We start from the raw sequence: 25,869 nt of genomic DNA on the forward strand, positions 1-25,869 counted from the left end.
TCGACGCCCCGTCGCGCTCAGCTCTCCGCGCGGATGCCCTTGGCCAGGCCCTGCACCCTGAATTGCTGCACGTGATACGGCCAGTCCGGTCCCGTGCGCCACTGCGAGACGGTGAGGTGGAGGTCGTCGAGGGTCGAGCCGGGCACGATGTACCCGCCGTAGAGCTGCGCCACGCGCTCATCGTCCTCGTGTCCCCAGTTGCAGCCCCACAGCAGGGTCTCCGAGAACGGTTCTTCGCGCAGACCGGTCACGGATGTCGCGGCGAGGAGGTCGATCCGGTAGAGCCCTGCGTTGAAGAAGGTGAGCACGAAGCGGTCCTCGACCGTGCGCAGGCACATCTCGCCCACGGAGCCGCCGACCACGGGCTCCGGGTCCGCGCCCCACTCCCAGGTCGTCTTCGCCTCGTCGGTCGGCCCGAAGGTCTCGTACGCCGAGGCGTCGAGGATCTTCGCGTCCTTCACCCGCTGCAGGATCGCGCCCTTGTCGCGCTGGAAGCCCGTGGTCAGCAGGTACACCCAGTCGCTGGACGGGTCCTTGCACCAGGTCGCCTGCTGGGAGAGGCCTCCCAGGTGGTCGCCGGGGAACATCTCCGCGCCGCGCTCCCAGGTCTCCCCGGAGTCCTGGGAGGACCAGATCTCCGTGCGCACCACGTTCCCGAAACCGGCGTTGGCCAGCACCCACAGGTGCATGGTGTCGCCCAGGGTGATCACGTCCCCGGGCAGGTACGTGCTGATCTCGCCGCCGTGGTCGTAGTCGATGAGCTGCTCGGCGCGCTCCCCACCCACCGCGCCCGTCCAGTGCAGGCCGCCCACGGCGGGTCGGCGCCGGTCCTTCGCGTACAGGGCGACGGGTGAGGTCCAGCGGCCCGAGCCCACCTTCGCGCCCTCGAAGGTGTCGCCGAAGACCACGAGGAGGCGACCGTCCGGTGTGCGGCAGGGGACGCCCAGGTCTGTCGCCTCGAAGCCGTACTCCGTGGTGATGCCGGGGCCGGTGAGGGTCGCCGTGCGGGTCACGCGCGGGCGACGGTATCTCGGGTTCGGGAGCGGCCTGGGGGCGGCGTCGGCGGCGGGCGCGCTCGCCGTCTGCGCGAGCGCCGCAGCGCCGAGGGTGCCGGCGCCGATCGCGAGGGCCCCGCCGCGCAGCACGGAGGAGCGGGGGATCGAGGCGTCGTCGGGAGAGTTCCGGTCGTCGGGTGCGTGGTGCACGGTGGACCCCTTCGTCGGTGCGCATGCGCCGTCGCATGCGCCCCGCACTGTACCGAGAGCAGCGCACCCTGGCAATCGTTTACTCGCGACAAGGACTGGACGAGAAGTCCCCATCGGCGACACGCAAGCGCGTCACTGAGCGCGAGTATCCTGCGTCGACCGCCCGGCCGACGTTTACTTCCCGCACGGGCACCTCTAGAGTGGCCGGAATCCGCGAAAACGTTTAGCGACCCGCGAGGCCGCGCTCCAGCGTCGGAGCGCGCGCCTGCGGAGAACGGGCTGCCGATGCACGCGACCCCACCGCCGCACTCCGGACCCCCGCCACAGGGACCGCCGGCCCCCGATCTCACGGTGCTCTCCGAGGCGCGCACCTTCTCGATCAGCGCCGAGAACCCCACCGGTGAGCCCGGGCAGGGCGGACGCGCCGAGCACGGCGAGCACGAGACCGCCTGGGCGTCGCGCGAGCTGCCCATCGGCTGGAAGAAGTCCCCGTGCATCGACCTGCCCGGGCGCAGCACGCGCGCCTTCGTCGACGTCGAGGGCCCCGGGATCATCCAGCACATGTGGATCACCGTGCTGCCCGAGCACCTGCGGTCCCTCGTGCTGCGCGTGTTCTGGGACGACGAGGACGAGCCGTCGATCGAGGTGCCGCTGGGCGACTTCTTCTGCCAGGGCTGGGCCCGGTTTGCGCCCGTGACCTCGCAGATGGTGACCGTCGCCCCCGCCGGAGGGCTGAACTGCTACTGGCCGATGCCGTTCTCGCGCCGTGCGCGCATGGAGATCGAGAACCTCTCCACCGAGCCGATCGAGGGCTTCTTCTACCAGGTCACCGGCTCCTTCGAGGACGTCACCGGGCGCGACCTGCGCCTGCACGCGCAGTGGCGGCGCTCCGACCCCGTGGACGCCCAGTCACCGCACGTCGTCCTCGACGGCGTGCGGGGCGCCGGGCACTACGTCGGCACCTACCTCGCGTGGGAGTCCCACCGCACCGCCTGGTGGGGCGAGGGCGAGGTGAAGGTCTACATCGACGACGACCTCGAGGGGGCGCGCCACGGTGAGGGCGGCGAGGGCCTCGAGGCGCCGAGCATCTTCCCTACGATCTGCGGGACCGGCACCGAGGACTACGTGGGCGGCGCCTGGGCCTTCGAGCACCCCGCCGGCGCCTACGCCGAGTACTCGACGCCGTACCTCGGGATGCCGCAGGTGATCCGCCCCGACGGCTTCGGCGACTCCCTCACCCGCTTCGGCATGTACCGCTGGCACGTGCCCGATCCGATCCGCTTCCGCGAGCGGCTCCGCGTCACCGTCCAGGCCCTCGGCTTCGCCCGGCCCGTCGACGGCAAGGTGCGCTACCGCCCGCTGCGCGAGGACGTCGCGACCACCGCCTTCTGGTACCAGACGGAGCCGCACGCCCCCTTCGCCGAGGACCCGCACTGGCAGACCCCGACCTGGGACGGCATGGATGTCACCTGAGCCCCGAGCCGAGGGGAGCCGCGCCCCGCTCGAGGGCCCGGCCGATTCCCCGCCCGTCGTCCTGCGCCCCGGCCGCAAGCGCCATCTGCTCGACGCCTCCCCGTCGCCGGGTACGCCCTGGTACATCAACGACCACACGCTCGTGCGCGACGCGCACGGCATCTGGCACGTCTTCGGCATCTGGCATCCTGAGCCCGCCGCCCCGCTGGACGAGACGTTCTTCCTGCACGCCTCGACGCCCTCGCTCGAGGCGCCGGAGTGGAGCATCCACGACCCCGTGATGCACGCCCGCACGGACCTGGGGGAGACCCATGTCTGGGCGCCGCACGTGATCCGTCACGACGGCCGCTTCTGGATGTTCTACTGCGGCGGCACCGCGGACCACACGCGATACCGGATCGAGCTCGCCACCAGCACCGACCTGTTCGCCTGGGAGCACCACGCGGGCGGGCCGCTCTGCGAGGACGGCTTCGACGCCCGCGACCCGATGGTGCTGCGCCAGGGCGGGCGCTGGCTCATGTACTGCACGCGCACCTCGCGGCCGGACGGCGGCTTCCACGAGGTCTCGGTGCGAGAGAGCAGCGATCTCGTCACCTGGTCGGCGCCGCGCGTGGCCTACCGGTCCGCGCAGAGCGGGACCGTCGGCGGCCCCACCGAATCCCCGTTCGTGGTGCCGGTGCTCCCGGACGGTTCGATCGGGCTCGTCGGGAGCGGCGCGGCCGACGGGGCCGGTGGGCCCGACGGTGCAGACGGGGTCGGAGGGGTGATCGGTTCGAGCGAGGCCGACGAGCCGCTCGGCTGGATCCTGTTCGTCTGCGAGTCCGGTCAGTACGACCGGACCCTCGCCTATTTCTCGCGCGACCCCGAGCGCTTCGAGGACGCGGGAGCCCTGGACGTCGACCTCGACGAGCACTGCGCGGAGATCGTCGTCGATCCCGAGGACCCCTCGCGTCTGTGGGTCACCGGCGGGGGCTGGGGGAGGGGCGGGCTCAGCATCCGCCCGCTGACGATCACTTCAGCCCGGCCATCTTGATGTTCGCGATGATCTGGCGCTGGAAGATCAGGAACAGGATGATGATCGGCGCGGCCGCGAGCGCGGAGCCCGCCATGAGCAGGCCGAGCTCGCTCGAGCGCTCCCCGCGGAAGTTCGCGAGGTATTGCTGGACCTGGAACAGGTCGGGGTTCGTGATGGTGAGGACCGGCCAGACGAAGCTGTTCCAGTAGGCCATGAACGAGCCGATGCCCACCACCACGAACGGCGCCTTGGACAGCGGCAGGAACACGCGGAAGTACACGCCCCAGCGTCCGCAGCCGTCCACGCGCGCCGCCTCCTCGAGGCTCGAGGGGATGTTCAGGTAGAACTGGCGCACGAAGAACACGTGTGCCGCGGAGGCCAGCCCCGGCAGGATCAGCACCGCGAGGGTGTCGAGCATGTACAGCTTGGTGACCACGATGAAGCTCGTGAGCAGGATCGTCATGCCGGGGATGAACATGGTCATCAGCACCAGCGGCCAGACGATCCGCTTGCCCACGAACTCCAGCCGCGCGAACGCGTAGGCGGCCATGGAGTTGATGAGGATGGAGCCGGTCGTGAAGATGACCGCGCCGAGCCCTGTGATCGCCAGCGTGCGCACGAACGACGGATCGCTGAGGATCTGGACGTAGTTCTGCACCTCCCAGACGTCCGGGAAGAACTGGAAGGGCGTGCGCACCACCTCGGTGCGCAGCTTGAACCCGGAGATCACCATCCAGGCCAGCGGGAACAGGGCGAGACCCACGATGATCGCGCCCGCGACGAACTTCAGGGCGAGGATCGCGGCGCGGGCGGGGGTGAGCCTGCGGCGATGCCTGCTTCGCGTCGGGATCCGGGTCTCTGCGGCGGGCTCGATGGCGGGGATGGTCGGTGCGATCGCCATGTCAGTCCACCAGCTTCTCGGAGTTCACGATCCGGAAGATGATCGAGGAGATCGACCCGAGCACCACGAACAGCAGCAGCGCCGCCGCGATCGAGTAGCCGACGTACGTGTCCTGCCGGAAGTGGTTGAAGATGAAGAGGTTCGGGAGCTCGGTGGCGTGCTGGGGTCCGCCCGCCGTCATCACCAGCGGCAGCTCGTACTGCTGGATCGAGCCCACGAATCCCGTGACCAGCAGGAACAGCAGCACGTTCTTGATCTGCGGGAGCGTGATAAACCGGGTGCGCTGCCACCACGAGGCGCCCTCGAGCCCCGCCGCCTCGTAGAAGCTCTGCGGGACGTCGAGCAGTGCCGCGATCATGATCAGGGTGGAGATGCCCAGGCCAAGCCAGACGGCGGGCAGGGCGATCGCCCCGAGCGCCCAGCGCGGGTCGCCCAGCCATGCCTGGTTGGGCAGGCCCACGATGTTGATGAGCGCGTTGAGGATGCCCCCGGAGTAGTCGTAGATCATCACGAAGGTGATCGAGGCGATCACGCCGGAGATCACCGAGGGGATGTAGACGCTGATCTTCAGGAGGGTGGACACCTTCTGGGAGACCGAGACGGCGAGCGAGGCGATGAGGAACGAGAGCACGAGCGAGACGGGAACCGTCATCAGCACGAACTCGAGACCCCGCAGGATCGCCTGCCAGAACCTGTCGTCGCCGAGCACGTTCGCGTAGTTCTTCCACGCCACGAACTGGGACGACGTGTAGAAGCTCCAGTCGAAGAAGCTCAGGTAGACGGCCTGGACCGCGGGCCACAGCACGAAGATCGACAGCAGCACCAGCACCGGCGCCAGCATGATGTAGGCCATCAGCGAGTCCCTGCGCGGGGGCGTGGACCGCAGACGCTCCGACGGCGGGGTCGCCGGGGCCCGCGGGGTCGGCGGGGTCGGACGGGCCGGCGCCGACGTCTCGTCGGCGACGCTCACTTCTTGTCCATCTCCTTGCGCACCTTCGCGAGGTCCTCGCGGTCGATGACCTTCTGGATCTCGGTGTTCGCCTTCTTCAGGGCGTCCTTCGCCGAGGACTCACCGGTCATGCCCGCCTGGATCGCGTCGCCCATGGCCTCGTTGATGTCGACGGGGTACTGCGACTCCGGGACGCAGTGGGGAACGATGTCCTCGAAGACCACCGTGGACCACGGCGCGTCCTTCGACTTCGGGTCCGCGTCGACCGCGTCGGCCACCTTCTGCCGGGCGGGCGCCTTGGTGAACTGGGTGTCCACGAAGAAGGGCTTGAGGACCTCGGGGTCCCCGCCGAGCGCCCAGGTGAAGAACGTCGCCGTGGCCTCGGGCTCCTTCGCCTTCGCGTCGATCAGCCACTTCATGTTGCCGATCGTGGAGATGGACTTCTCCAGGTCGCCGTCGTTCTGGACCCAGGGCGCCATCCCCGTCTTCTCGACCATGTCGGGATAGTCGGCGGCGATCTCCGACATCGCCCACGAGCCCTGGGAGAGCATCGCGACCTTGGCCTCGCCGAAGGGCTGCGCGGAGTTGCCCGCGCCCAGGGGCTGGCGCGGCATCCACTTGTTCTCCTGCAGGGTCTTGTAGAAGCCGATGAGGTCCTCGTACTTGGGGTCCTCCGCGTCGGCCTTCGACCAGTCGTCGGAGATCGGCAGGTGCCCGGCGACGTGCTCCTGCGAGGCGACCGTGGTCCAGCCGAAGGTGCCCGGGTCCGCGGCCGTGCCCACGCAGAACTGCCCGTTCTTCATGAGCGGCGCGATCTTCTCGCACGCGTCGTACATCTCGTCCCAGGTCGTCGGCGGCTTCTCCGGGTCCAGGCCGGCCTTCTCGAAGAGGTCCTTGTTCCACAGCAGCGTCATCTGCGGCTCGAGCAGCAGCGGGAAGCCGTACCACTGGCCCTGGTACTGGGAGATCTCCTTGGCCTGGTCGGTGATCTCGTCGAAGACGGAGGCGTCGATGAGGTCGTCCAGGGGGTGGAGGAGCCCGGTGCGGGCACCGGTGTCCAGGCGGCCCGCCTGGATGTACATGTCCGGGGCGTTGCCGGCGGCCTGCGCGGCCTTGAGCTTCTGGTCCCAGGCGTCCGCGGGGATCACCTGGTAGTTGACGAACACGTCCTCCTGCGCGTCGTTGAAGTCCTCGACGACCTTCTTGTACCAGGCGTTCTCGGGGGTCGTGAACACCGAGCCCCAGAACTCGACGTTCGTGCGGTTCTTCGCCCTCGAGTCCTTGGCCTTCTCGCCGGGCGCGCCGCTGCCGCACGCCGCCAGGGAGACGGCTGCCGCGCCGGCCGCCGCGGTGGTGAGGAGTGTCCTTCTGCGCATCGGATGCCTCTCTCCCGGTGCGTCGCTGCACCGTTCTTCCGGTGCGTCCTTGCACCGTGTGCCCGAATCCGCCGTGCCCGTCATGTCGGATCCCTCCATCGGGTCCGACGGACATCCGCGGCGCTCTCCCGGACGGGAGAAATCGTTTACGCCGAGTGTAGAGAGGGGTGGGTGCCCGGTCAACAGTCGCGGGCGGCGCCGTGCGGTGCGAATCCGTTCCCATGGTGCGCAACGGATCGGCGACCTGCTCGTTCGATGCCGCCCCGCACAGGACGATCAGATGGTAATCGTTTCCTCATCGTGACCCGGCGGGTGGGTGCATCGCCCGGCCCATGGCGACGCACCCGCCCGGACCCTCACTTCAGCCCGGAGGTCTTGATGGAGGCGACGATCTGCTTCTGGAAGACGAAGAAGATCCCCAGGGTGGGCAGGGCCGCGACGGTGGCGGCGGCCAGGATGTAGTTCCAGTCGGCCGCGTACTGCTGCTGGAAGCTCTGGATCCCCAGCTGGACCACGCGCAGGTGCGGATCCGAGGTCACGGTCATCGGCCACACGAACGAGTTCCAGTTCGCGAGGAAGAAGAAGACCGCGAGGGCCGCGAGGATGGGACGGGAGAGCGGCAGCACGATCGACCAGTAGATCTTCCAGTAGCTCGCGCCGTCGACCAGTGCGGCCTCCTCGAGCTCGTCGGGCAGGGAGACGTAGAACTGGCGCAGCAGGAAGATGCCGAAGGCGTTGAAGATCGCGGGGACGATGAGGCCCGCGTAGCTGTCCACCATGCCCAGCGTGCGCACGATGATGAAGGTCGGGATGATGGTGACCGGGGCGCTCACCAGCATCGTCGCGAAGATCCCCAGGAAGATCTTCTCGCGTCCGGGGAAGCGCAGGCGGGCCAGCGCGTACGCCGCCATCGAGTGGAACCAGAGTGCGATCACCGTGACCGCCGCGGAGACGAAGAAGCTGTTGAAGAGGTAGCGCGCGAACGGCACCTGCGAGAACACGTAGACGTAGTTGTCCAGGGTGAAGGTGCTCGGGATCAGCTGCGGGGAGTTGACCTCCTCGGCGGTCTTGAAGGATCCCAGCACCATCCACAGCAGCGGGAACACGGTCGCGAGCGCGAGGACGAGGCCGATCGCGAAGAGCAGCCAGCGCAGGCGGCTGCTCCGGGAGCCGCGGCGCGGTCCCGGACGCGGTCCCTGAGGGGCGACGGGGGCGGCCTGGGTGCGGGTGTCAGTCGTCATGGGAGAACCGGCCTCCTCGGGTCAGCAGGAACATCGCGCCGGAGAACAGCAGCAGGAACGCGACGAGGACCGAGCCGACGGCCGCCGCGTACCCCAGGTCCCCGAAGAGGAACGCCTGCTGGTAGATATAGAAGATGAGCAGGGAGGTCGAGTTCGCGGGGCCGCCGCTGGTGAGCACGAAGATCATGTCGAGCCCGCCCGTGACGACCGCGACCATCGAGGTCAGCAGCACGAAGAAGCTCGTGGGGGCGAGCAGCGGCAGGGTGATGCGCCGGAGGCGCTGCCAGGCGCTCGCGCCGTCGATGCGCGCGGCCTCGTAGAGCTCGCCGGGGATGTCCTGGAGTCCGGCCAGGAAGATGATCATGTAGTAGCCCATCTGCAGCCACACGGTCACCGCGATCACCGTTCCCAGGGCGAACTTCGGGTCGCCCAGGAACGAGATCCCGTCGAGGCCGACGACCGAGAGCAGCGAGGCGATCACGCCGGTGCGGTCGGTGAGCATGAACTGCCAGACCATCGCGACCACGACGATGCTGATCACGTACGGCAGGAACAGCGCGGAGCGGATGACGCCGACCGCCGGGAACTTCTGCTGGACCAGCAGTGCGAGCCCCAGACCGACGACGTAGATCAGCGGCACGAGCACCACCAGGTACAGCAGCGTCACGCGGGCGCTGTTCCAGAACTGCGGGTCCTTGACCATGCGGACGTAGTTGTCGATCCCGATGAACTCGAAGTTCCCGAACCCGTCGATCCAGAAGAAGCCCAGCACCACCGAGAGCGCCATCGGGATCGCGACGAACACGAGCAGGCCGACGGCGTCGGGGGCGAGGAAGAAGAGGGCGGCGCGGGTCTCCCGCTGTGCGCGGCTGGGGGCGCGGCCACGGCGTCGTCGACCGCTGCCGCCGACTCCCGTGCCCGGCGCGGCGGAGGCGGAGGAGTCGGCGCCCGCGCCGGCGGCTGCGTTCACGTCTGCGGCGGCACTCATACGAGGCTGCCTCCTTCATAGGTCTCGAGGTAGCTCTCGATGGTCTGTTGGGCGCGGTCGGACTCCTCGCCGGGGTCCCCGCCTCCCAGCTCGACGGACTGCAGGGCGTCGGAGACGGCCTTGTAGACGACGGGCGGGAAGCGCGGCTCGCCGCGTCCGGTCGGCAGGATCTCGTCGTGGAAGATCTTCTGGTGCTCCTCCGCGTAGGCGTCGTCGGCCTGCAGCTTCGCGTCGACCGAGCGCCGTGCGGGCATGTTGCCCTTGGCGGGGCCGTTCCAGGTGGCGATGTGGTCGATGGACTGCTCGTCCATGGATCCCAGGGTCTGCACGACGAAGCGGGCGGCGGCCTCCGGGTCGGCGCCGCGCGCGTTCACGCACCAGGCCCAGCCGCCCAGGATCGTGCTCGACTCCTTGCCCGGTGGCGGCGGCAGCGGCAGGACTCCGAACCTCTTGTCCGGTGCGTTCTGGGTCAGGTTCATGACCTCCCAGACGCCCGACTCCCAGAACGCCGCGAAGCCGGAGGTGAAGGCCGAGACGATGTCGCCGTTGGCGGGGCGGGTGCGGGGCGTGGCGCCGGTGGAGACGGCGCGGCCCCAGAGCTCGAGCGCGGCGCGGGGACCGTCGGCGTCGAAGACCGGACTCTGCGTCTTCGGGTCGATGACGTCCCCGCCGGTCTGCCACACCCACGGGTAGAAGGTGAAGTTCTGGTAGTAGCCGGGGTCGACGTCGAGCACCAGACCGGTCGTGGAGCCCGTGCTGAGGGACGCGGCGAGCTCGAGCAGCTCGTCCCAGTCCTTCGGCAGGTCGCCCTCGGAGATCCCGTTCTTCTCGAGCAGGTCCGGGTCGTAGAAGAGGGCCAGCGGCTCCTGCTCCATGGGTAGTCCGAAGATCCTGTCCCCGTCGCGCCGCGTGGTGAGCGCCTCGGGGAAGTAGTCCGCGATCGCCTCCTCCTCCATGTACGGGGCGAGGTCCACGAGCACCCCGCCGTTGGCGTAGCGGAGATAGTCGCCGGGGGAGATGAGGAAGATGTCCGGACCGTCGCCCGAGGCGAAGGCGACCGGCATCCGCTGGTTCATCTGGTCGCTCGTCATGTACACGGAGGTGATCTCGTGCTCGCCCGCGTCGTTCCAGCGGTCGATCGCCTTCTGGAACCAGTCCGACTGCGCGACGAGGTTCGGATCCTGCTGGGGCGCCGGGCTGTAGAAGTTCCAGAAGGTCAGCGGTCGGTCCGCGTCGGCGCGGCCGCACGCGCCGAGCAGCGGCACGCTCGCCGCCGCGGCGGCGCCTCCCGCCAGCAGGGAGCGCCGGGGAATCCGCCCGGCCGATCGCTGCGGGCGTCCGGTGGGCGGCGCCTCGGGCCGACGGCGGGGCGAAGGTCGGCGGTGGGGAAGGGCAGGTGGCACGGGGTTCCTCCTCGAACCGCGTCGATGGTGCGGCGGGGACGGGTCCGCCGACGTGTGCTCCTCGGAGCGCCGGCGGGGGCCGGCACCGGTGATGCGCGGGCACCTGCGTGCTCCTGGTGCGCCGCGCGAGGGGCCGTGAGGCGTCTGGCGCCGACGGACCGACTTCCCGAGGAAACGATTACCGGACACCGTACGAATGTGCCCGGGTCCCGTCAATCGTCCTTTCGTCCCGGGTGCGCCGCGCACGCCGCGCGCCGTCGTTCTCCTGCGGATCCTCTGCGGATTCGGATCGCGTCGGCGCCTTGACCTGCCGGACGCACCTCCGTACAGTCCGAGTAAACGTTTTTCGTCCGACGACCCGAGGTGTCGGCCCGCGCCGTCCGCACCGCCGTGCGGTCACGCGGGGCCCGAGCGCTCGCGAGTCCGTCGGCCCCCGGCTCACGAAGGAGTGACCCCGTGTCCGACCCTGCTGGTGCTTCCCCCGCTGCGCCTCCCACGAACCCCGCCGCGCCCGCCGCCCCCGCATCCTCGGGGCTCGCACGCCTGCGTCCCGTGCTCACCCGCTCCATCAGCCCGGAGAACTTCGACGGGGCCCCCGGCGGCGGCGCCCGCGCGACCGAGGGGACCGGGGCGGCGAACGCCCGCGACCTCGGCGTGGGCTGGAAGATCTCGCCGAGCGTCGACGTGAGGGCGGGGGAGACCTTCGACCTCGCGGACATCGACGGCGCCGGCGTCATCACCCACATCTGGATCACCACGCACACGGACAACTGGCGCACCCTCGTGCTGCGGGCTTATTGGGACGGGGCCGAGGAGCCCGCCGTCGAGGTCCCCTACGGCGACTTCTTCTGCAGCGGCTGGAGCAGCTTCGCGCAGGTCGACTCCCAGATGATCGCCGCGAACCCCCACGGCGGCTTCAACTCCTACTGGCCGATGCCCTTCCGGGACGGCGCGCGCCTGACCATCGAGAACACCTCCGGGGTCGACGCCCGCGTCTACTACCAGGTGACCTATGAGGTGGGCGGCGACCACAGCCGGGACGGGTACTTCCACGCCCAGTGGCGGCGCTCGAACCCGCTGCCGGACCGCACCCCGCACGTGCTCCTCGAGGGCATCGAGGGGCAGGGGCAGTACGTGGGCACCTACCTCGCCTGGGGCGTGAACTCCAACGGCTGGTGGGGCGAGGGCGAGATCAAGTTCTTCATGGACGACGACACCGAGCACCCCACCATCTGCGGCACCGGCACCGAGGACTACTTCGGCGGTGCTTGGAACTTCGACGTCCCCGGCCGCGGGTACACGGAGTTCTCGACCCCATACCTGGGCATGCCCCAGGTCATCCGGCCCGACGGCCTTTACTCCTCCCAGCAGCGCTTCGGGATGTACCGCTGGCACGTGGCCGACCCGATCCACTTCGCGACGGGCCTGCCCAAGGTCGACATCCAGGCGCTCGGCTGGCGCTCCGGCTGGCGCTACCTGCCGCTGCGCGACGACATCGCCTCCACCGCCCTGTTCTACCTGGATCGGCCGACGACGCACCGCCCGCCGGCCCCCGATTTCGACGCCATGGAGGTGCACCTGGCCTCCGGCCCCGTGCCCGACATCGGCGCCACCCCTCCCCGCGACCCGCAGGACTGAGCGCGCCGTCACCGCCCCGCACGCACCCCGCACCCTGCCCCGAACGCACCCCGGCACCCTCCACTTCCGAAGGAGTCCTCAGATGACTGCCACCGCAGACGCCACCGAGTCCCGCACCTACACCCTGCCCGAGCGCGCGCAGCGCCCGTCGGCCGCCGAGGGGGAGGTGTGGCTGATCCCGAGCGGTGACCTGCGCGAGAGCGCGAACACCGAGTCGTGGGGCGCGCAGCAGGAGCTCGAACGGCAGGTGACCGAGGCCTTCGAGGCCGCGGGCGTGAGGGTGCGTCGCGCGTTCGAGGCGGATCCGGCCTTCGGTCACGGGTTCATCCGCTCGCAGCGCATGGGCATGGAGGTGTTCCGGTCGATCCCGGTCGATGCGCCGCTGGTGGTGGCGACGGCGAACTGGCAGTACAGCCATCACGTCCTGGCGGGCCTGCGCACGCACCTCGGGCCGATCCTCACGGTCGCGAACTTCGCGCCCGAATGGCCCGGCCTGGTGGGGCTGCTGAACCTCAACGGTGGGCTGACGAAGATGGGGCGGGAGTACTCGAGCATCTGGACCGTCGACGGGACCGACGACTGGTTCCGCGAGGGCATCGCGACGTGGGCGCGCACGGGCACGCTCGAGCACGACGCCTCGCACGTGAAGGACCTGCCCGCCCTCGCGGACACCCCGGAGTCGCAGCTCGGGGCGGCGCTCGCGGAGCAGCTGCTCGAGGACAAGGCCATCATCGGGATCTTCGACGAGGGCTGCATGGGGATGTACAACGCGATCATCGACGACGAGCTGCTGAATCCGCTCGGCATCTACAAGGAGCGTCTGTCCCAGTCGGCGCTGTGGGCGGAGATGCAGACCGTCTCCGACGAGGAGGCCGATGCGGTGGGGCGCTGGCTCACCGAGGCGGGGATGACCTTCCGCCTGGGCACGGACGAGGCGACGGAGCTGACCGAGAACCAGCTGCGCTGGCAGTACAAGATGTACATCGCTGCCCTGCGCATCAGCGACGACTTCGGGCTGGACGCGGTGGGCATCCAGTACCAGCAGGGGCTGAAGGACGTGTGCCCGGCCTCGGACCTGGTCGAGGGCCTGCTGAACAACCTCGAGCGCCCCGAGGTCACCAGCCGCGACGGGAAGCGGGTGCTGTGGGAGGGCAAGGCCCTGCCGAACTTCAACGAGGTCGACGAGGGCGTCGCGGTCGACGCGCTCATCACCAACCGGGTGTGGTCGGCGATGGGCATGGACCCGGCGACCACCCTGCACGACGTGCGCTGGGGCGAGGACTTCGAGGGCGAGTACGTGTGGGTCTACGAGATCTCCGGGTCCGTGCCGCCCAGTCATCTGCCCGGCGGCTATGCGGGCGCGGAGGGCTGGCGGCAGGGGCCGACGTTCTTCCCCGCCGGTGGGTCCACGATCAACGGGGTCTCGCGGCCCGGGGAGATCGTGTGGTCCCGTGTGTACATCGAGGGCGGGGCGCTGCACGCGGACGTGGGCCGCGGCCGGGTCGTGGAGCTCCCGGAGGCCGAGGTGACGCGCCGCAAGGAGTCCACGAACCCGGAGTGGCCGATCGCGAGCGTGGTCCTGGACGGCGTCTCCCGCGACCAGTTCATGGCACGCCACAAGGCCAATCACGCCCAGCTGGTCTACGCTGACAGCGCCGCTGCGGCGGACCGGGCGCTGACCGCGAAGGCCGCCATGTTCGACCGCCTCGGCGTGCAGGTCCACCTCTGCGGCGACGCCACCGTCCTCCAGAGCTGACCCGCCCCGCCACCTGCCGGACCGAACCGAGATGAGCCCCGCGATGAACGTGCGCCGACCGACGATCCTCGACGTCGCGAGCGCGGCCGGGGTCTCGACGGCCACCGTCTCGCGCGTCGTCAACGGCGCGCAGAACGTCGACAAGGAGCTCTCGCGGCGCGTGCGCTCGGCCGTGCGCTCCACCGGGTACGTGCCCAACGCCGCGGGCCGCTCCCTGCGCAGCGGCGCCTCCGCCCAGGTCGCCGTCGTCACGCCCGACGCCGAGAACCCCTACTTCACGCGGGTGATCAGCGAGGTCGAGAGGATGGCGCGCGGCCAGGGCTACTCGGTGATGGTCGCCCACACCGAGGACGACCTGGAGCGCGAGCGCGAGGTGTTCCCGCAGCTGGTCAGCCGCCAGATCGCCGGGGTCATCCTCACCGTGGTCGACGAGAACCTCTCGGACGTGACGCCGCTGCTCGCGGCCGGGACGCCGCTGGTACTCGTGGACCGCCGCGTCCACGGGGCCGACGTCGACCTCGTGGTCACCGACAACCTCGATGCCGGTCGCCGCGGCGCCCAGCACCTCGCCGAGCAGGGATTCCGCCGGCCTGTCGTCCTCACCGGGCCCGAGGGGCTGACCTCGACGGAGGACCGCGTGCGCGGCTTCCTCGCCGAGTGGTCGCGGGTCGGGACGAGGGGCGACGATGCGCTCGGGGCTGCGGCCGACGACGCGCCCGAGGCGAAGGGGGCTGGTGCGCTCGAGGCGCCGCGCGTGATCCGCGGCGACCTGCACCTCGACTCCGGGCGCGAGGCCACCCAGGCCGTCCTCGCCGAGGGCTGGGCCGACGTCGTCTACGCGACGAACAACCGGATGTCGGCCGGGGCCTTCGAGGCGATGCGCGGGCTCGATCGCGCGGGCGCGGCGGACGGGGCAGACGGGCCTGGGATCCCGGGTCTGCTCGCGACCGACGACGACCTCTGGACCCGACTGGTCACGCCCTCGGTCTCGGTGGTCCAGCAGCCCATCCGCGCGACCGGCCGCACGGCCGCGCGACTGCTCGGCCAGCGCATGCAGGAGCCGGGGGAGGACCCCTCGACGATCCTGCTGCACCCGCGCATCCTCGAACGGGAGTCCACGCGCCGCCGCGAGGGCTGAGGGGTTCCTGTGTCGCGGTCAACGGTGCCCTGATCGGTGGTGCCGAGGTCTGAGGTGCCGTGATCTGCGTGGTGCGGCGATCCCCGGAAGACGGAACGCGCCGCCGATCGGAACTTGTTCGCCCCATGTTCCGATCAGCGGCGCGTGAAGGTCGCGACTGCTGGCGGGTTCCCACCGCGTCAGCGACATCCGTGGCACCTGGGGAGCGACTGCGACACGCTCCGTTCGGTGCGAGCACCACGTTATCCGGGCCGTCTCGGGTTTCGCAAGCCCTGTGTTGCGAAAAGTTCTGCGAGGTGGTCGGAGTTCGCCTGGTGGACGCGCCGACTGTGCTCTCACCTGCGGCGTTACCATAGGGGTATGACTGCGATCACGCGACGCATCGGCTCCCTGTCCGTCTCGGCCATCGGCTACGGGGCGATGCCCCTGTCCTACGGCCGCCAGAACCCGCCCTCGCGCGACGAAGCGATCGCGACGATCCATGCGGCGCTCGACGCGGGCATCACGCTGATCGACACCGCCGACATGTACGCCCCCAGCTGGGACACGATGGGCCACAACGAGGAGCTCGTCGCCGAGGGCGTGCGCACCTGGTCCGGCGATGCGCAGAAGATCGTCATCGCCTCCAAGGGCGGCATCGTGCGCGGCCCCGGGAAGGACGGCGAGGAGGAGTCCAAGGGGCGCGACGGCTCGCTCGCCTACCTGCGCTCGGCGCTCGAGAAGAGTCTCGCGAACCTCGGTCAGGATTCCGTGGACCTCTACTACTGGCACCGTCCCGATCGCTCCATCCGCTATGCGGAGGGCGTCGAGGCCCTCGCGACGCTGCAGCAGGAGGGGCTGATCACGGAGGTCGGCATCTCCAACGCCAACGTCGAGGAGATCGACGTGGCCCTCGACGTGCTGGGCGAGGGGAACCTCGCGGCGGTGCAGAACCAGTTCAGCCCGACGTTCTTCCACACGAGCCTCGGCGAGCTGCGCCGCTGCCGGGAGATCGGCGCCGCGTTCGTGCCCTGGGGCCCGCTGGGAGGCGCGGGCGGAGGCGCGGCGGCCGTGGGCGAGAAGTTCCCGCAGATCGCCCGCGTCGCCGCGGCCCATGACGTGAGCCCGCAGCGCGTGGTGCTCGCCTGGGAGCTCAGCCTGGGCCCGCACGTGGTGCCGATCCCCGGTGCGGCGCGCCCCGCCTCCGTCATCGACTCGGCGCAGGCGCCGTCGCTGAAGCTGACCACGGCGGAGGTCGAGGACCTGAACTCGATCCTGGGCTGAGCACGGGGCCGTCTCGCGGGCTCGGGTCGGGGCCCGCCCCTGCGGCGACGGCGGACGCGTCAGCTCACGCGGATCACGAGGTCGGCGCGCGGCCGCGTCCCGGCGACCAGTCGCGCGTTGGCCTCGTCGGGCCCCAGCGACCAGGCCCGCGCGGCGTCGGGCGACTTCCCGAAGGTCTCGTGACGGGCGATGAGTCGCTCGTGGCGCACGTCCTCGTCGGTCTCGACGAACCAGCGGGCGTCGAGCATCGCGCCCACCGGGGCGAAGGGGCCGTCGGCCATCAGCAGGTAGTTGCCCTCGGTGATCACGAGCGGGATCTCGCCGGGAACCTCTATCGCACCCGCGAGCGGCTGCTCGAGGTCGCGCTCGAACATCGGCGCCCACACGGGCGGATCCTCGGGGCGGGCGGCGCGCAGCCGCTGCAGCAGGGCGACGTACCCGGTGGCGTCGAAGGTGTCCGGCGCGCCCTTGCGATCCAGCCTTCCCAGGCGCTGCAGGGCCGCGTCGGCCAGGTGGAAGCCGTCCATCGGGACCACGACGCAGCTGCCGGCGGGCAGCTCCTCGGCGAGCAGCGCGGTGAGCGTGCTCTTGCCGGCACCGGGCGCGCCGGCGATGCCGAGGAGGCGGCGCCCGCCGCTGCGTCGCGCCTCGTCGAGCAGCACGCGTGCGGCCTGCACCGCCTGCGCCTCGGGGACCGGTGCCGCGTGGGCACCGGGTGACGCGTGGGCAGGTGCCGTGCGCTCAGGCATGCGTCCCGCTCTGCCCGGGGCCGGGGCCGGTGGCCGCTGCCGGCTCCGGTGCCCGTGCCGACCCCGTCGCCGGCTCCGACCCCGGCTCGCGCAGCGTCACCTCGAGGACCTCCCCGCGCAGGGGCAGGTGGATGAGGATGCGGGCCGGGGCGCCGCCCGTGGCCTCGAGCGCGGCCGCGTACGTCGCCATCTGGCCCAGGTAGTGCTCGCGCACGTGGCCCACGGGGTCGGAGCCGGGGTAGGACTTGTGGTCCACGAGCACGCGCGAGCCGTCGGGCAGCGCCAGGAGGGCGTCGATCCAGCCCTCCATCACCTGCTCCTCCTCGTTCCACCAGGCGATCGGCTGCTCGGTGAGTACGCGGGCGCCGGGGAACTCGGCGGCGAGGAATTCCTGCCAGGCGCGGCCAGCGGCCAGCAGGGTCTCGGCGCCCACGGCCCGCGAGACCGCCCAGCGCTCGACCAGTCGCAGCGCCGCCTGCTCCTGCAGGGCGGGCGTGAGCTGCGCGAGCGGGAGGGCGAGGAAGGCGTGGACGGCCTCGCCCACGCGGTTCCAGTCGCGCCCCCCGCCGCTGACCAGCGCGGTGCCGATGCTCCGCGGCGGGTGCACAGTGCCCAGCGCCTCGTCGGAGGTGACCCCCGAGGCCTGGAAGCGGGCGGGCGTGCCCGCGTGCCGACCGTCGTCCCCGATGCGCGGGCCGAGGGGCAGGTCGGTCGCGGCGAGCGGACTGCGCGGACTGGTGCGGGAGGGGGTGCCGTCGGTCTCGGTGGCTCCGTCGATCGCGGTGGCGCGCACGCGCGCGGGCAGGTCGCCGTGGCCGGAGACGTGGACCGTGTCGGTCCCGGCCTCCCAGGTGAGCAGAGGGGCGCCGCCGTCGACGAGGGCGTCGAGAGCGGAGCCGGTGCCGTCGCCGCTGAGCACGGTGACGTCGGCCGCGCGGGTGAGGGCCACGTACTGCAGGCGACCGGCCTCCTCGCGCTCCTTGCGGGCCGCGCGCCGAGGGTGCTCGGCCGCGGCGAGCTGCTCCTGCAGGGGTGCGTAGCCGTCGAGCACACGCGGCCAGTAGCGCAGGGAGCGGCCGTCGAGGGGGCGCAGCGCGTCGAGGTCCGCAGCGGGGACCACGAACACTCCGCCGGTGTGGGCGCGCTCGGTCGCCTTCGCCGGGAGCATCACGACCACGCGCGACCACTCGAGTCCCTTCGCGCCGTGGATGGTGCCCACCCACACGGTGTCGGGGATGCCGGTGAGGTCGGGGCCGGCCTCGGACTCGTCGAGCACGGCCCGCAGACCGGTGAGGGTGATGGGCACGGAGGCCGATCGCGCCTGGTCCGCGTAGTCGGAGGCGAGGCGGCGCAGCGCGTCCAGGGTGCGCAGGCGCTGCTCGGGAAGGGGCCAGGACCGCAGTCGCTCCGGCAGGTCGAGGGCGTCGATGACCGCGGCGATCATCTCCACGGGGCTGAGCGCGATGCAGTCCTCGCGCAGTGCGCGGAGCCCGGCGAGGACATCGGCCTCCCACCAGGACTGCAGCACGGCGCGGCGGCCCTCGCGGTCCTTCGGGGCCGTGAGGTCGCCGAACCAGCTGCGGTGCGCCGGATGGTCGGGCAGCAGGTCCACGAGCTCGGTGAGCGCGAGGGAGTCGGAGACGTCGAGGGTGACCGCGAGCGCTGCCCGCACCAGTCGTCCCTCGCGGGTGCCGAGGATCCGGCCGCCCTGCCCGGAGGCGGGGACGCCCCGCGCCTGCAGGGCGGAGACCACCTGGGCGGCCTGCGCGTTGCTGCGCACGAGCACCGCCATGTCGCCGGGTCCGGCCTCGTCCTCGGCGAGCATGCGCACCACGCCGTCGGCGATCGCGGCAGCGTGCTCGGGGGCGCTCTTGTGCCGGCTGCTGAACGCGGGGATCCAGGCCTCGATCCGGCCGTCGGTGCGACCCGCGGAGGCCCGGCGGGCCGCCGCCTCGGGGGCGGCCGTGAGGACCACGCGCTCGCGCGGCAGGTCGGGGAAGACCTGCGGGAAGACGGCGCTGACGAGATCGAGGACCTGCTCCTGGGAGCGCCATGAGTGCTCGAGATCGCGGATGGTCCCCTCCCCGAGCTCGGTGCCGCCCTCGCTCACCGCCTCGAGCACGCCGCGCATGAGGTCGGGGTCGGCGTCGCGGAAGCCGTAGATGGCCTGCTTGGGGTCGCCGACCCAGATCAGGTCCTCGATCTGGCGGCCGAGCTCGAGGAACAGGGCGAGCTGGATGGGGGAGGTGTCCTGGAACTCGTCGACCGCGAGCAGGCGGAAGCGGGCGCCGATCGCGTAGCGGGCGCGCTCGCTCGTGCGCAGGAGGTGCAGGGCGAGCACCTCCTGGTCGATGAAGTCCATGAGGGCGAGCTCGTTCTTGTACTGCGCGTAGGCCTCGAGGGAGTCCGCGGCGGTGGTGACGACCAGCTCGATGAGCCCGCGGATGTCGCGCTGCATCACGGGGTTCGCGGGCAGCTCCTCGGCGATCTCGACGGCGAGGCCGATCAGGGCCGTGTCCACGTCCTTGCTGTAGACGTACTTGCCGCCACCCTCGGGATCTGCGGCCTTGCCGGCGGCGACGCGGGCGAGCTTCGCCCAGGCCGACCAGGGGGTGCGCGCGCCCTGCCCGAGGGTACGGCGCAGCTGGCGCAGGGTCTCGAGCCTCTTGGCGATGACGCCGGCGCTCTTCTGCTCCTGCGGGGTCCCGCCTGCGGCGCCGTCGACCTCCGCCTGGAGTCCGTCGAGCACGGTGTCGAGGCGGCCGAGCCAGGCGCGGCGGCGGTCCTCGGTGCCGGGCTCGGGCAGCGCCGCGGCGCGGAAGTCGTCCCAGGAGGCGTCGGCGCTTCGGCGCAGCTGGTCGGCGCCCACGTCGTTGGTGCGCGCGCGGGAGGCGAGATCCTGGACGTGGTCGCGCCAGAACGAGGAGGGGGCGAAGGGGTTGGCGGCGCTCTTCTCGCCGTCGTGCTCCGTGCGCGCGAGCAGGTCGCTCGCACGGTCGCCCGCGCGGGCGACGGCCTCGTCGATCGCGGCGTCGAAGGCCGCGGAGGCTCGGTCCTGGTCGAGGACCTGCACGTCGGGCGAGATCCCGGCATCGAGCGCGAACTCGCGCACGAGCTCGCCCGCCACGGCGTTGACGGTGCCGATCAGGGCGCTGTCGATGCCGCGGGCGGCCTCGGTCTGCCCGCGCTCGAGGAGCGTGCGGCGCACACGATCGGAGAGCTCGTCGGCCGCCTTGACGGTGAAGGTGGTCGCGATGAGCTGGGAGGGCTCGAGGCCCGCGCTCATCCGGTCCGCGATCTCCTGGGTGAGCGTGTGGGTCTTCCCGGAGCCCGCGGAGGCGTTGATCAGGGTGAAGCTCATCAGTTCCCTCCCGTGAGCAGGCAGAGCTGGGCGTAGTCCCCGCGGGCGCAGTGGTCCTCGACGAGGATTCCGCCCTCGGCCCGCGCGAGGTCGCGCTGGGTGGCCACGGCCTTCTGCCGCGCCCTGTACTCGGCGTCGGCGGGGATGTCTGCGGCTTCGAGCAGCTGCCGGCAGCCCAGGGCGACCGTGCCGCCGGCGATCTCGTCGAGCCGCATCTGCACGCCCTCGACGAGCCGGCGCCAGGCGTCGGGCACGTCCATCGGGGCGCGGCGGTGGGTGTCGAGGGACGGGTTCGCGCTGACGAACTCACCGCTGCGCAGCAGGAAGTAGCCGACGTCGGCCGGGTGATCTGCGCCGGCGGGCGAGTCCGGGTCCTCGGCGAGCGACCAGGCGTAGGAGGCGAGCTGGATGGCCTCGCCGGTGTCGAAGAGGTCCCCGTAGCGGGTGCGGGAGAAGGACCACTTGAGGTCGATGACGGTGGGGTGGCCGTCCGCGTCCTGCGCGTCGAGGTCGCGGCTGCCGCCGAACACCACCTCGCGGGGTCCGCCGGCCAGCTGGAGCGTCAGCGGCCGGGAGAAACCGGACTCGGTGCCCGTGACCCGGAGGCCGGCGTCGGCGAGCCCGGCGAAGAGCTCGCGCAGGCTGCGCACGGCCCGATCGCGGACCTCGGTGCGCTCGAAGGCGCGTCCGGGAAGGTCGAGCTCGGAGGCGAGCTGCGGGACCAGGGCGTCGAACACCTCGCCGATGCGCCGTGGGTCGGGCGGTTCGAGGGACGTGCCGCCGAGCCCGGGGTCCATGCGCTCGTCCACCAGGGTCTCGACGACCGCGTGGACGAGGGTGCCGATCATCCGGGGACCGGTGGGCAGGGAGGCGACCTGCGCGGGGCGGATCCCCAGGGCGTACTCGAGCACCCATCGGTGCGGGCACTCCAGGAGCGCCTGGGCCTGGGTGTAGGACATGCGCTCCGGCAGGAGGTGGTCCAGGCGGTGCCCGGCGCTGCGGGACGTGAGCTGCTGCGTGGTCAGCTCCTGCAGCTCGGGTGTGCGCACGGGCAGGCTGCGACCGGCGAGGGACCAGGTGGCCCCGTCGACGAGCTGCGCGGGGGAGAGACGATCCTTCGCCGACCGCCCGGCCGCGGACTCGAGATGGGTGAGCAGACCGCTGGGGGACGGCGCCGTCTCGAGACGGCGCCCGGGGAGCACGGCGATCAGGCGGCTCGCTCCGCGCAGCGCCCGCAGTGCGGCGCCGACGTGCAGCGCGGACTCCTGCGCGGGCGGCAGCAGGCGGGCGCCGAACTCCTCGAGCGTCTGCACCTCGTCGGGGTCCCAGAGCATCGGGGAGGGCAGGGCGTCCTCGGCAGGGCCCCACCACAGCACGGTGCCGCCCTCTGCGTGCAGCTGTGCGGGCCGGGTCGTGACCGCCCACGGGGCGACCTCGGCGCGGGCGAGCGGGGAGCGGCCCGCGCCGCCGCAGGCGTCGATGACCTGCTGCAGGGTGCGGCGGGTGAGCGGGACGCCCGGCTCGAGCATCCCGAGGACCTCGCGCAGCGCCGTGACCTGCCCGAGGCTCGTGAGCAGGTCCCCTTCGCCGCGGGCGACGGCGCGCAGGCGCTCGGTGAGCAGCCCGAGGCGATCGGCGACCGCGCCGGGGAGCAGACCGTCGGCGGGCAGCGGCTCGCTCACCAGGCGGTCGATCCCGCGCGCGGCCTCGAGCGCCCGGCGCTCCCGGTCGCGGGTCTCCGCGGGGGCCGACGCCGCCTTCTCCTCGAGACGCGCGAGGGCGTCCCTCCACGCCGGCCCGATGCCGGGCTCGCGGGTGAGGGCGCGCAGCAGCTCCCGACGGACGGAGGCGGGGACGAGGCCGATCGGCTCGTCGTCCCGGTGCATGCCCGGAAGCACCCGCAGGTCCAGCAGCGCCGCGAGCTGATGGACGTCGACAGGTGCGGTCGCGACGTCGAGGAAAAGCCCGAGCACCTGGTGGTGGGCGCGGTCGGTCGACGGGTCGACGGCGCCGAGCGCGGGCATGCCCCGGCGGTGCAGTGCCCGGTCCAGCACGGTGGTGTCGGTCGTCGCGAGGACGCTGAGCGGGACCTGGTCGGACTCGGTCGGATCGGGGCTCGCGGAGGCGGAGAGGAAGCGGGCGGCGACGTCCGCCGCGCTCCACTCGTCCAGGCACTGGACGACCTCGAGGTCAGGAGCCTGCTGCGGGCCCGTGCCCGCGTGGCGCAGGCACACCCCGGCGGCGTCGAGCAGCTCGAACAGCCGCGGCCACAGCCCGGGCAGCGCGGTCGGGTACTCCGCGAGCGTGATGGTGTCGATCCCGAGCGGCCACGAGGCGCCCAGGGAGTCGAGCTCGGTGAGGGTGATGATGACGTCCCGCAGATCGTCGGCCGGTCCGGGGGAGAGGGATGCCGGGCGGCCGCCGTCGCCGCTGGTGCCGGGCATGCCGACCACTGCACGGTGCTCGAGGTCCCGCACCGCGGCGAGCCGTGCGGGCAGTCGGTGGACGGGATCCGGCGCTCCCCACCCGGCCTCGATGCTCGCGTCGCGCAGCCGCAGGAGATGGGCGGCGGTGCTCCAGGGGTCGACGGCGAAGGAGCGCTCCGGCCAGAACTCCTCGGTGTCATCTCGGGTGGCGCTGCGCTGGTCTCCGCCAGCGCCTGCGCCCTTCCGCTCGGCGATGATCTCGCCGACCAGGCGCATGGTCTGCGCGATGCGCACGGCCTGTTCGACGGGCGGGTGCGTGAGCGCGAGGCGACCCTGCAGCAGGGCGACGAGCCCGCGCGGACCCAGCCGCGCGTCCGGTGCGCCGTCGTCCTCACCCGCCGGGCCGTCGGTCGACGTGCTCCGTGCGCGTTGCGCGGATGCGCTCGCCCAGTCCGCGCCGTCGGCCGTCCATCCGAACTCGATCTCCATGTGCGCCCCCTTCCGCTCACACAGTAGGGGAGCAGGACGACATCCCGCGCCGCGATGTGCACGGACGGGACGTGGGGAGGACCAGTGAACCGTCCTGCGGGCTCCGCGACCGCTTCCGGGCCCTCACAGCCGCGCGAACTCCCGCACCCAGCTCGCCTCGGACCGCGGGGTGCGCCCGGGCACCAGGCGGCCATCCTCGACGTACCCCTCCTCGCGGCCCGTGAGTGCCGTGACCAGCAGTTCCCGATGCCGGGACAGCTCGTCTCCGCGGGCGGGATCGGGCGCGAGGTCGGCGAGCTCGTGCGGGTCCGCCTCGAGGTCGAAGAGCTGCTCGTGGCCGTCGCCGGAGAACCAGATGTACTTGAACCTCGGGGTGCGGATCCACTGCATGGAGTGGTGGCCGAGGGAGCCGATCACGTGCTCGCCGTGCAGGTGATCGCGCACGGTCTCGCCGGTCTCGCCGGTGTCCGCATCGGAATCGGAGTCGGCATCGGTCGTGCCCCGCAGCGCCGGCAGCAGGCTCTCCCCGTCGACGCCCTCGGGGATCGCGACGCCGGCGAGGTCGAGCAGCGTGGGCATGAGATCCCTCAGCTCGACGATCTCGTCGACCTCGCGCGGCGCAGCCCCGTCCTCGCGCAGGGCGGCGGGCACGTGCAGCAGGAAGGGGATGTGCGCGGATCCCTCGTAGGCGACGGACTTGCGGTACATGTCGTGGTCGCCGAGCATCTCGCCGTGGTCGGAGACGAAGGCGATCGCCGTGGTCTCCAGCAGGCCCAGATCGTTGAGGTTCTCCATGAGCCTGTTGATCTGCAGGTCGATGAACTCGATGCTCCCGTAGTAGCCGGCGCGCACGTCCTGGTGCACCGACTCCTTGCGCGCGCCGAACTCGGCCTCCACCTCGTGGTCGCGGCGGAAGCGGTCGAAGCGGGAGACCCATGTGCCCATCGGTCGGCGCGCCTGCGGGCGCGAGCGGTACTTCTCCCACAGCCAGCCGGGCGGGTCGAAGGGCGCGTGCGGCCGATGGAACCCCATGTAGAGGAAGAACGGACGCGTCGGATCGCGGCGCCGGAGGAAGCGGAAGGACTCGTCGGCCACCCACCGGGTGGGGTGCAGCCGCTCCTCGCGCTCCCACGGGCGCGCGGTCATCGCGTTGCAGCCGATCCCCGTGTCCTGATAGTCGGCGCGAGGATCGCCGGTCTCCCGACGCAGCCAGTCGACGTAGTCGTCGATCGCGCCCGACGGGCCGGACGAGAGCCTCCGCGAGGTGTGCAGGAAGCCGTCGTGCAGGAGGACGTCGTCGAAGCCACAGCGCGCCCGGTCGGGGAAGACGTGCATCTTGCCCACGCCGAAGGTCTGGTAGCCCGCGTCGCGCAGGGTGGAGGGGAGGGTCGTGGGATAGGCGGCCGGGAAGTCGATCCCCTCGCGGTACCCGTAACGGCCGTGCGCCTCCTGGCTCTTGCCCGTCAGCAGGGCGACCCGCGCGGGAACGCACGTGGGGGTCGCCGAGTACGCCTTGGTGAAGCGGAAGCCTCCGCGCGCGAGCTGATCGAGGTACGGGGTGTCGATGTGCTCGTTCCCGGCGATCCCCAGCGCGTCGGCGCGCATCTGGTCGACGCACACCAGGATGAGGTTCGGGCGGGACGGTGATGCGGGCGGCTCGGGGGACGACGGTGTCATGGAGCCATTGTGTCGCGCACCAGGCGGGTCATGGTCGTCGTCCCGCCGGCGAAGGGCGCCTCGTGGACGACCTCGTATCCGAGTCGGCGGTAGAAGGGGAGGTTGCGCGGAGAAGTGGTCTCCACCCAGGTGGGGCCCGTAATCGCCCGGTGCCCGGCCTCGACGAGTCGCGTGCCGACCTCGTGCCCTCGATACTCCTCCAGGACGCCGAGGGTCGCGAGATACGTGCCCGCGACCGATGGCGCTCCGTCCCGGGCCGCCGTGAACTCGTCGATGAGGTCCCGGTTCCGGGTCTCGCCCAGGAGAATCCCCATGATGTCGCGGGGGCGAGGGAGCGAGTCGAGGCGGGGCGTGCCCTCGGGGATCCACAGCGCCGCGCCCACGATCTCACCCTCGACCATCGCGCTGTGGACGAGCCCGTGGCCCACGAGCCGCTCGACCTGGCCGGAGAAGAAGAACGCGATGCGGCTGAGCCGGAGAGCATCGCGCTGCGGGAACATCCATGTGAGCATCGGGTCCTCGCTCAGGGAATGGGCGAGAACGGTGCGGATCGCGGGGGCTTCGGCCATCGTCGCGGGAGCGATGGAGACGGGCTGCTGCGGTGCCATGGGAGCGAGCGTAGCGAGGGCCGCGGCAGGACTCAGGGGATCCGCTCGGGCGGACACTCCCGGTGGGGTGTGCGCTTCACGCAGCAGGAGGTCGGGTCGACAACCTCTTCCGTATCGTCGCCGACCTCACCGCCGACGGCGTCGCCGTCGTCTACATCTCCCACCGCCTGGAGGAGATCCGCCGCATCGGCGACCGCGTCACCGTCCTCAAGG

General features: G+C 71.5%; 18 protein-coding genes. 6 read left to right on the forward strand and 12 right to left on the reverse strand.

The genetic code is table 11. The features are described from left to right. Positions 1-17: 17 nt before the first annotated feature. The gene (locus tag ACFQ53_RS13120) at positions 18-1,205 is read right to left on the reverse strand and encodes a DUF4185 domain-containing protein (protein WP_377860362.1); all 1,188 of its coding nucleotides are present in this window, start codon (positions 1,203-1,205) and stop codon (positions 18-20) included. 351 nt (positions 1,206-1,556) lie between these two features. On the opposite strand from ACFQ53_RS13120, the gene ACFQ53_RS13125 reads away from it, so the two are divergent. Together ACFQ53_RS13125 and ACFQ53_RS13130 are read left to right on the forward strand one after the other, a co-directional pair. Continuing rightward, entirely contained in the window at positions 1,557-2,678 is a 1,122-nt protein-coding gene (locus ACFQ53_RS13125; RefSeq protein WP_377860364.1) for a glycoside hydrolase family 172 protein, read from the forward strand. Continuing rightward, positions 2,668-3,711, forward strand: a complete 1,044-nt coding sequence (locus ACFQ53_RS13130) for a glycosyl hydrolase family 32 (protein WP_377860366.1) — start codon at positions 2,668-2,670, stop codon at positions 3,709-3,711. Before ACFQ53_RS13125 ends, ACFQ53_RS13130 begins: the two co-directional genes overlap by 11 nt. Here the strand turns inward: ACFQ53_RS13130 and ACFQ53_RS13135 are convergent. The 6 genes from ACFQ53_RS13135 to ACFQ53_RS13160 all read right to left on the reverse strand — a co-directional run bounded on the left by ACFQ53_RS13135 (position 3,689) and on the right by ACFQ53_RS13160 (position 10,551). Beyond that, the gene (locus ACFQ53_RS13135; protein ID WP_377860368.1) at positions 3,689-4,594 is read right to left on the reverse strand and encodes a carbohydrate ABC transporter permease; all 906 of its coding nucleotides are present in this window, start codon (positions 4,592-4,594) and stop codon (positions 3,689-3,691) included. The genes ACFQ53_RS13130 and ACFQ53_RS13135 overlap by 23 nt on opposite strands. Before the next feature lies 1 nt (position 4,595). Next, entirely contained in the window at positions 4,596-5,564 is a 969-nt protein-coding gene (locus ACFQ53_RS13140) for a carbohydrate ABC transporter permease (protein WP_377860370.1), read from the reverse strand. Next, positions 5,561-6,919, reverse strand: a complete 1,359-nt coding sequence (locus ACFQ53_RS13145) for an extracellular solute-binding protein (RefSeq protein ID WP_377860372.1) — start codon at positions 6,917-6,919, stop codon at positions 5,561-5,563. Before ACFQ53_RS13145 ends, ACFQ53_RS13140 begins: the two co-directional genes overlap by 4 nt. A 356-nt stretch (positions 6,920-7,275) precedes the next feature. After that, positions 7,276-8,160: a carbohydrate ABC transporter permease gene (locus tag ACFQ53_RS13150; protein WP_377860374.1), complete on the reverse strand. Its 885-nt coding sequence runs from the start codon at positions 8,158-8,160 to the stop codon at positions 7,276-7,278. Next, positions 8,150-9,148, reverse strand: a complete 999-nt coding sequence (locus ACFQ53_RS13155) for a carbohydrate ABC transporter permease (RefSeq protein WP_377860376.1) — start codon at positions 9,146-9,148, stop codon at positions 8,150-8,152. Before ACFQ53_RS13155 ends, ACFQ53_RS13150 begins: the two co-directional genes overlap by 11 nt. Next, a complete protein-coding gene (locus ACFQ53_RS13160; RefSeq protein ID WP_377860378.1) occupies positions 9,145-10,551 on the reverse strand; it encodes an ABC transporter substrate-binding protein in 1,407 nt (468 codons plus the stop codon). The genes ACFQ53_RS13155 and ACFQ53_RS13160 overlap by 4 nt, the downstream gene beginning before the upstream one ends. A 456-nt stretch (positions 10,552-11,007) precedes the next feature. On the opposite strand from ACFQ53_RS13160, the gene ACFQ53_RS13165 reads away from it, so the two are divergent. The 4 genes from ACFQ53_RS13165 (at position 11,008) to ACFQ53_RS13180 (ending at position 16,346) form a co-directional block, all read left to right on the forward strand. Beyond that, entirely contained in the window at positions 11,008-12,189 is a 1,182-nt protein-coding gene (locus ACFQ53_RS13165) for a glycoside hydrolase family 172 protein (RefSeq protein ID WP_377860380.1), read from the forward strand. 82 nt (positions 12,190-12,271) lie between these two features. Further along, entirely contained in the window at positions 12,272-13,945 is a 1,674-nt protein-coding gene (locus ACFQ53_RS13170; protein ID WP_377860382.1) for a fucose isomerase, read from the forward strand. A 43-nt stretch (positions 13,946-13,988) separates the two neighbouring features. Continuing rightward, positions 13,989-15,083, forward strand: a complete 1,095-nt coding sequence (locus ACFQ53_RS13175; RefSeq protein WP_377860384.1) for a LacI family DNA-binding transcriptional regulator — start codon at positions 13,989-13,991, stop codon at positions 15,081-15,083. A 360-nt stretch (positions 15,084-15,443) separates the two neighbouring features. Beyond that, positions 15,444-16,346 (forward strand): aldo/keto reductase, encoded by a 903-nt coding sequence (locus ACFQ53_RS13180; protein WP_377860386.1) that lies wholly within the window; start codon positions 15,444-15,446, stop codon positions 16,344-16,346. Positions 16,347-16,405: 59 nt separating this feature from the next. On the opposite strand, the gene ACFQ53_RS13185 is transcribed toward ACFQ53_RS13180, so the two are convergent. The 5 genes from ACFQ53_RS13185 to ACFQ53_RS13205 form a co-directional block, all read right to left on the reverse strand. Then, positions 16,406-17,095, reverse strand: coding sequence for a nucleoside/nucleotide kinase family protein (locus ACFQ53_RS13185; RefSeq protein ID WP_377860388.1), 690 nt, complete (start codon positions 17,093-17,095; stop codon positions 16,406-16,408). Next, positions 17,088-20,456 carry a UvrD-helicase domain-containing protein gene (locus ACFQ53_RS13190; RefSeq protein ID WP_377860390.1) on the reverse strand — a complete coding sequence of 1,123 codons (3,369 nt, stop codon included), beginning with the start codon at positions 20,454-20,456 and terminating at the stop codon, positions 17,088-17,090. Before ACFQ53_RS13190 ends, ACFQ53_RS13185 begins: the two co-directional genes overlap by 8 nt. Next, positions 20,456-23,371: a PD-(D/E)XK nuclease family protein gene (locus ACFQ53_RS13195; RefSeq protein WP_377860392.1), complete on the reverse strand. Its 2,916-nt coding sequence runs from the start codon at positions 23,369-23,371 to the stop codon at positions 20,456-20,458. The genes ACFQ53_RS13190 and ACFQ53_RS13195 overlap by 1 nt, the downstream gene beginning before the upstream one ends. Before the next feature lie 123 nt (positions 23,372-23,494). After that, positions 23,495-25,048 carry an arylsulfatase gene (locus tag ACFQ53_RS13200; RefSeq protein WP_377860394.1) on the reverse strand — a complete coding sequence of 518 codons (1,554 nt, stop codon included), beginning with the start codon at positions 25,046-25,048 and terminating at the stop codon, positions 23,495-23,497. Next, positions 25,045-25,656, reverse strand: coding sequence for a GNAT family N-acetyltransferase (locus tag ACFQ53_RS13205; protein WP_377860396.1), 612 nt, complete (start codon positions 25,654-25,656; stop codon positions 25,045-25,047). The genes ACFQ53_RS13200 and ACFQ53_RS13205 overlap by 4 nt, the downstream gene beginning before the upstream one ends. Between the last annotated feature and the right edge of the window lie 213 nt (positions 25,657-25,869).

Source organism: Brachybacterium sp. NPDC056505 (genome assembly GCF_042794925.1).
GTDB lineage: Bacteria > Actinomycetota > Actinomycetes > Actinomycetales > Dermabacteraceae > Brachybacterium > Brachybacterium kimchii.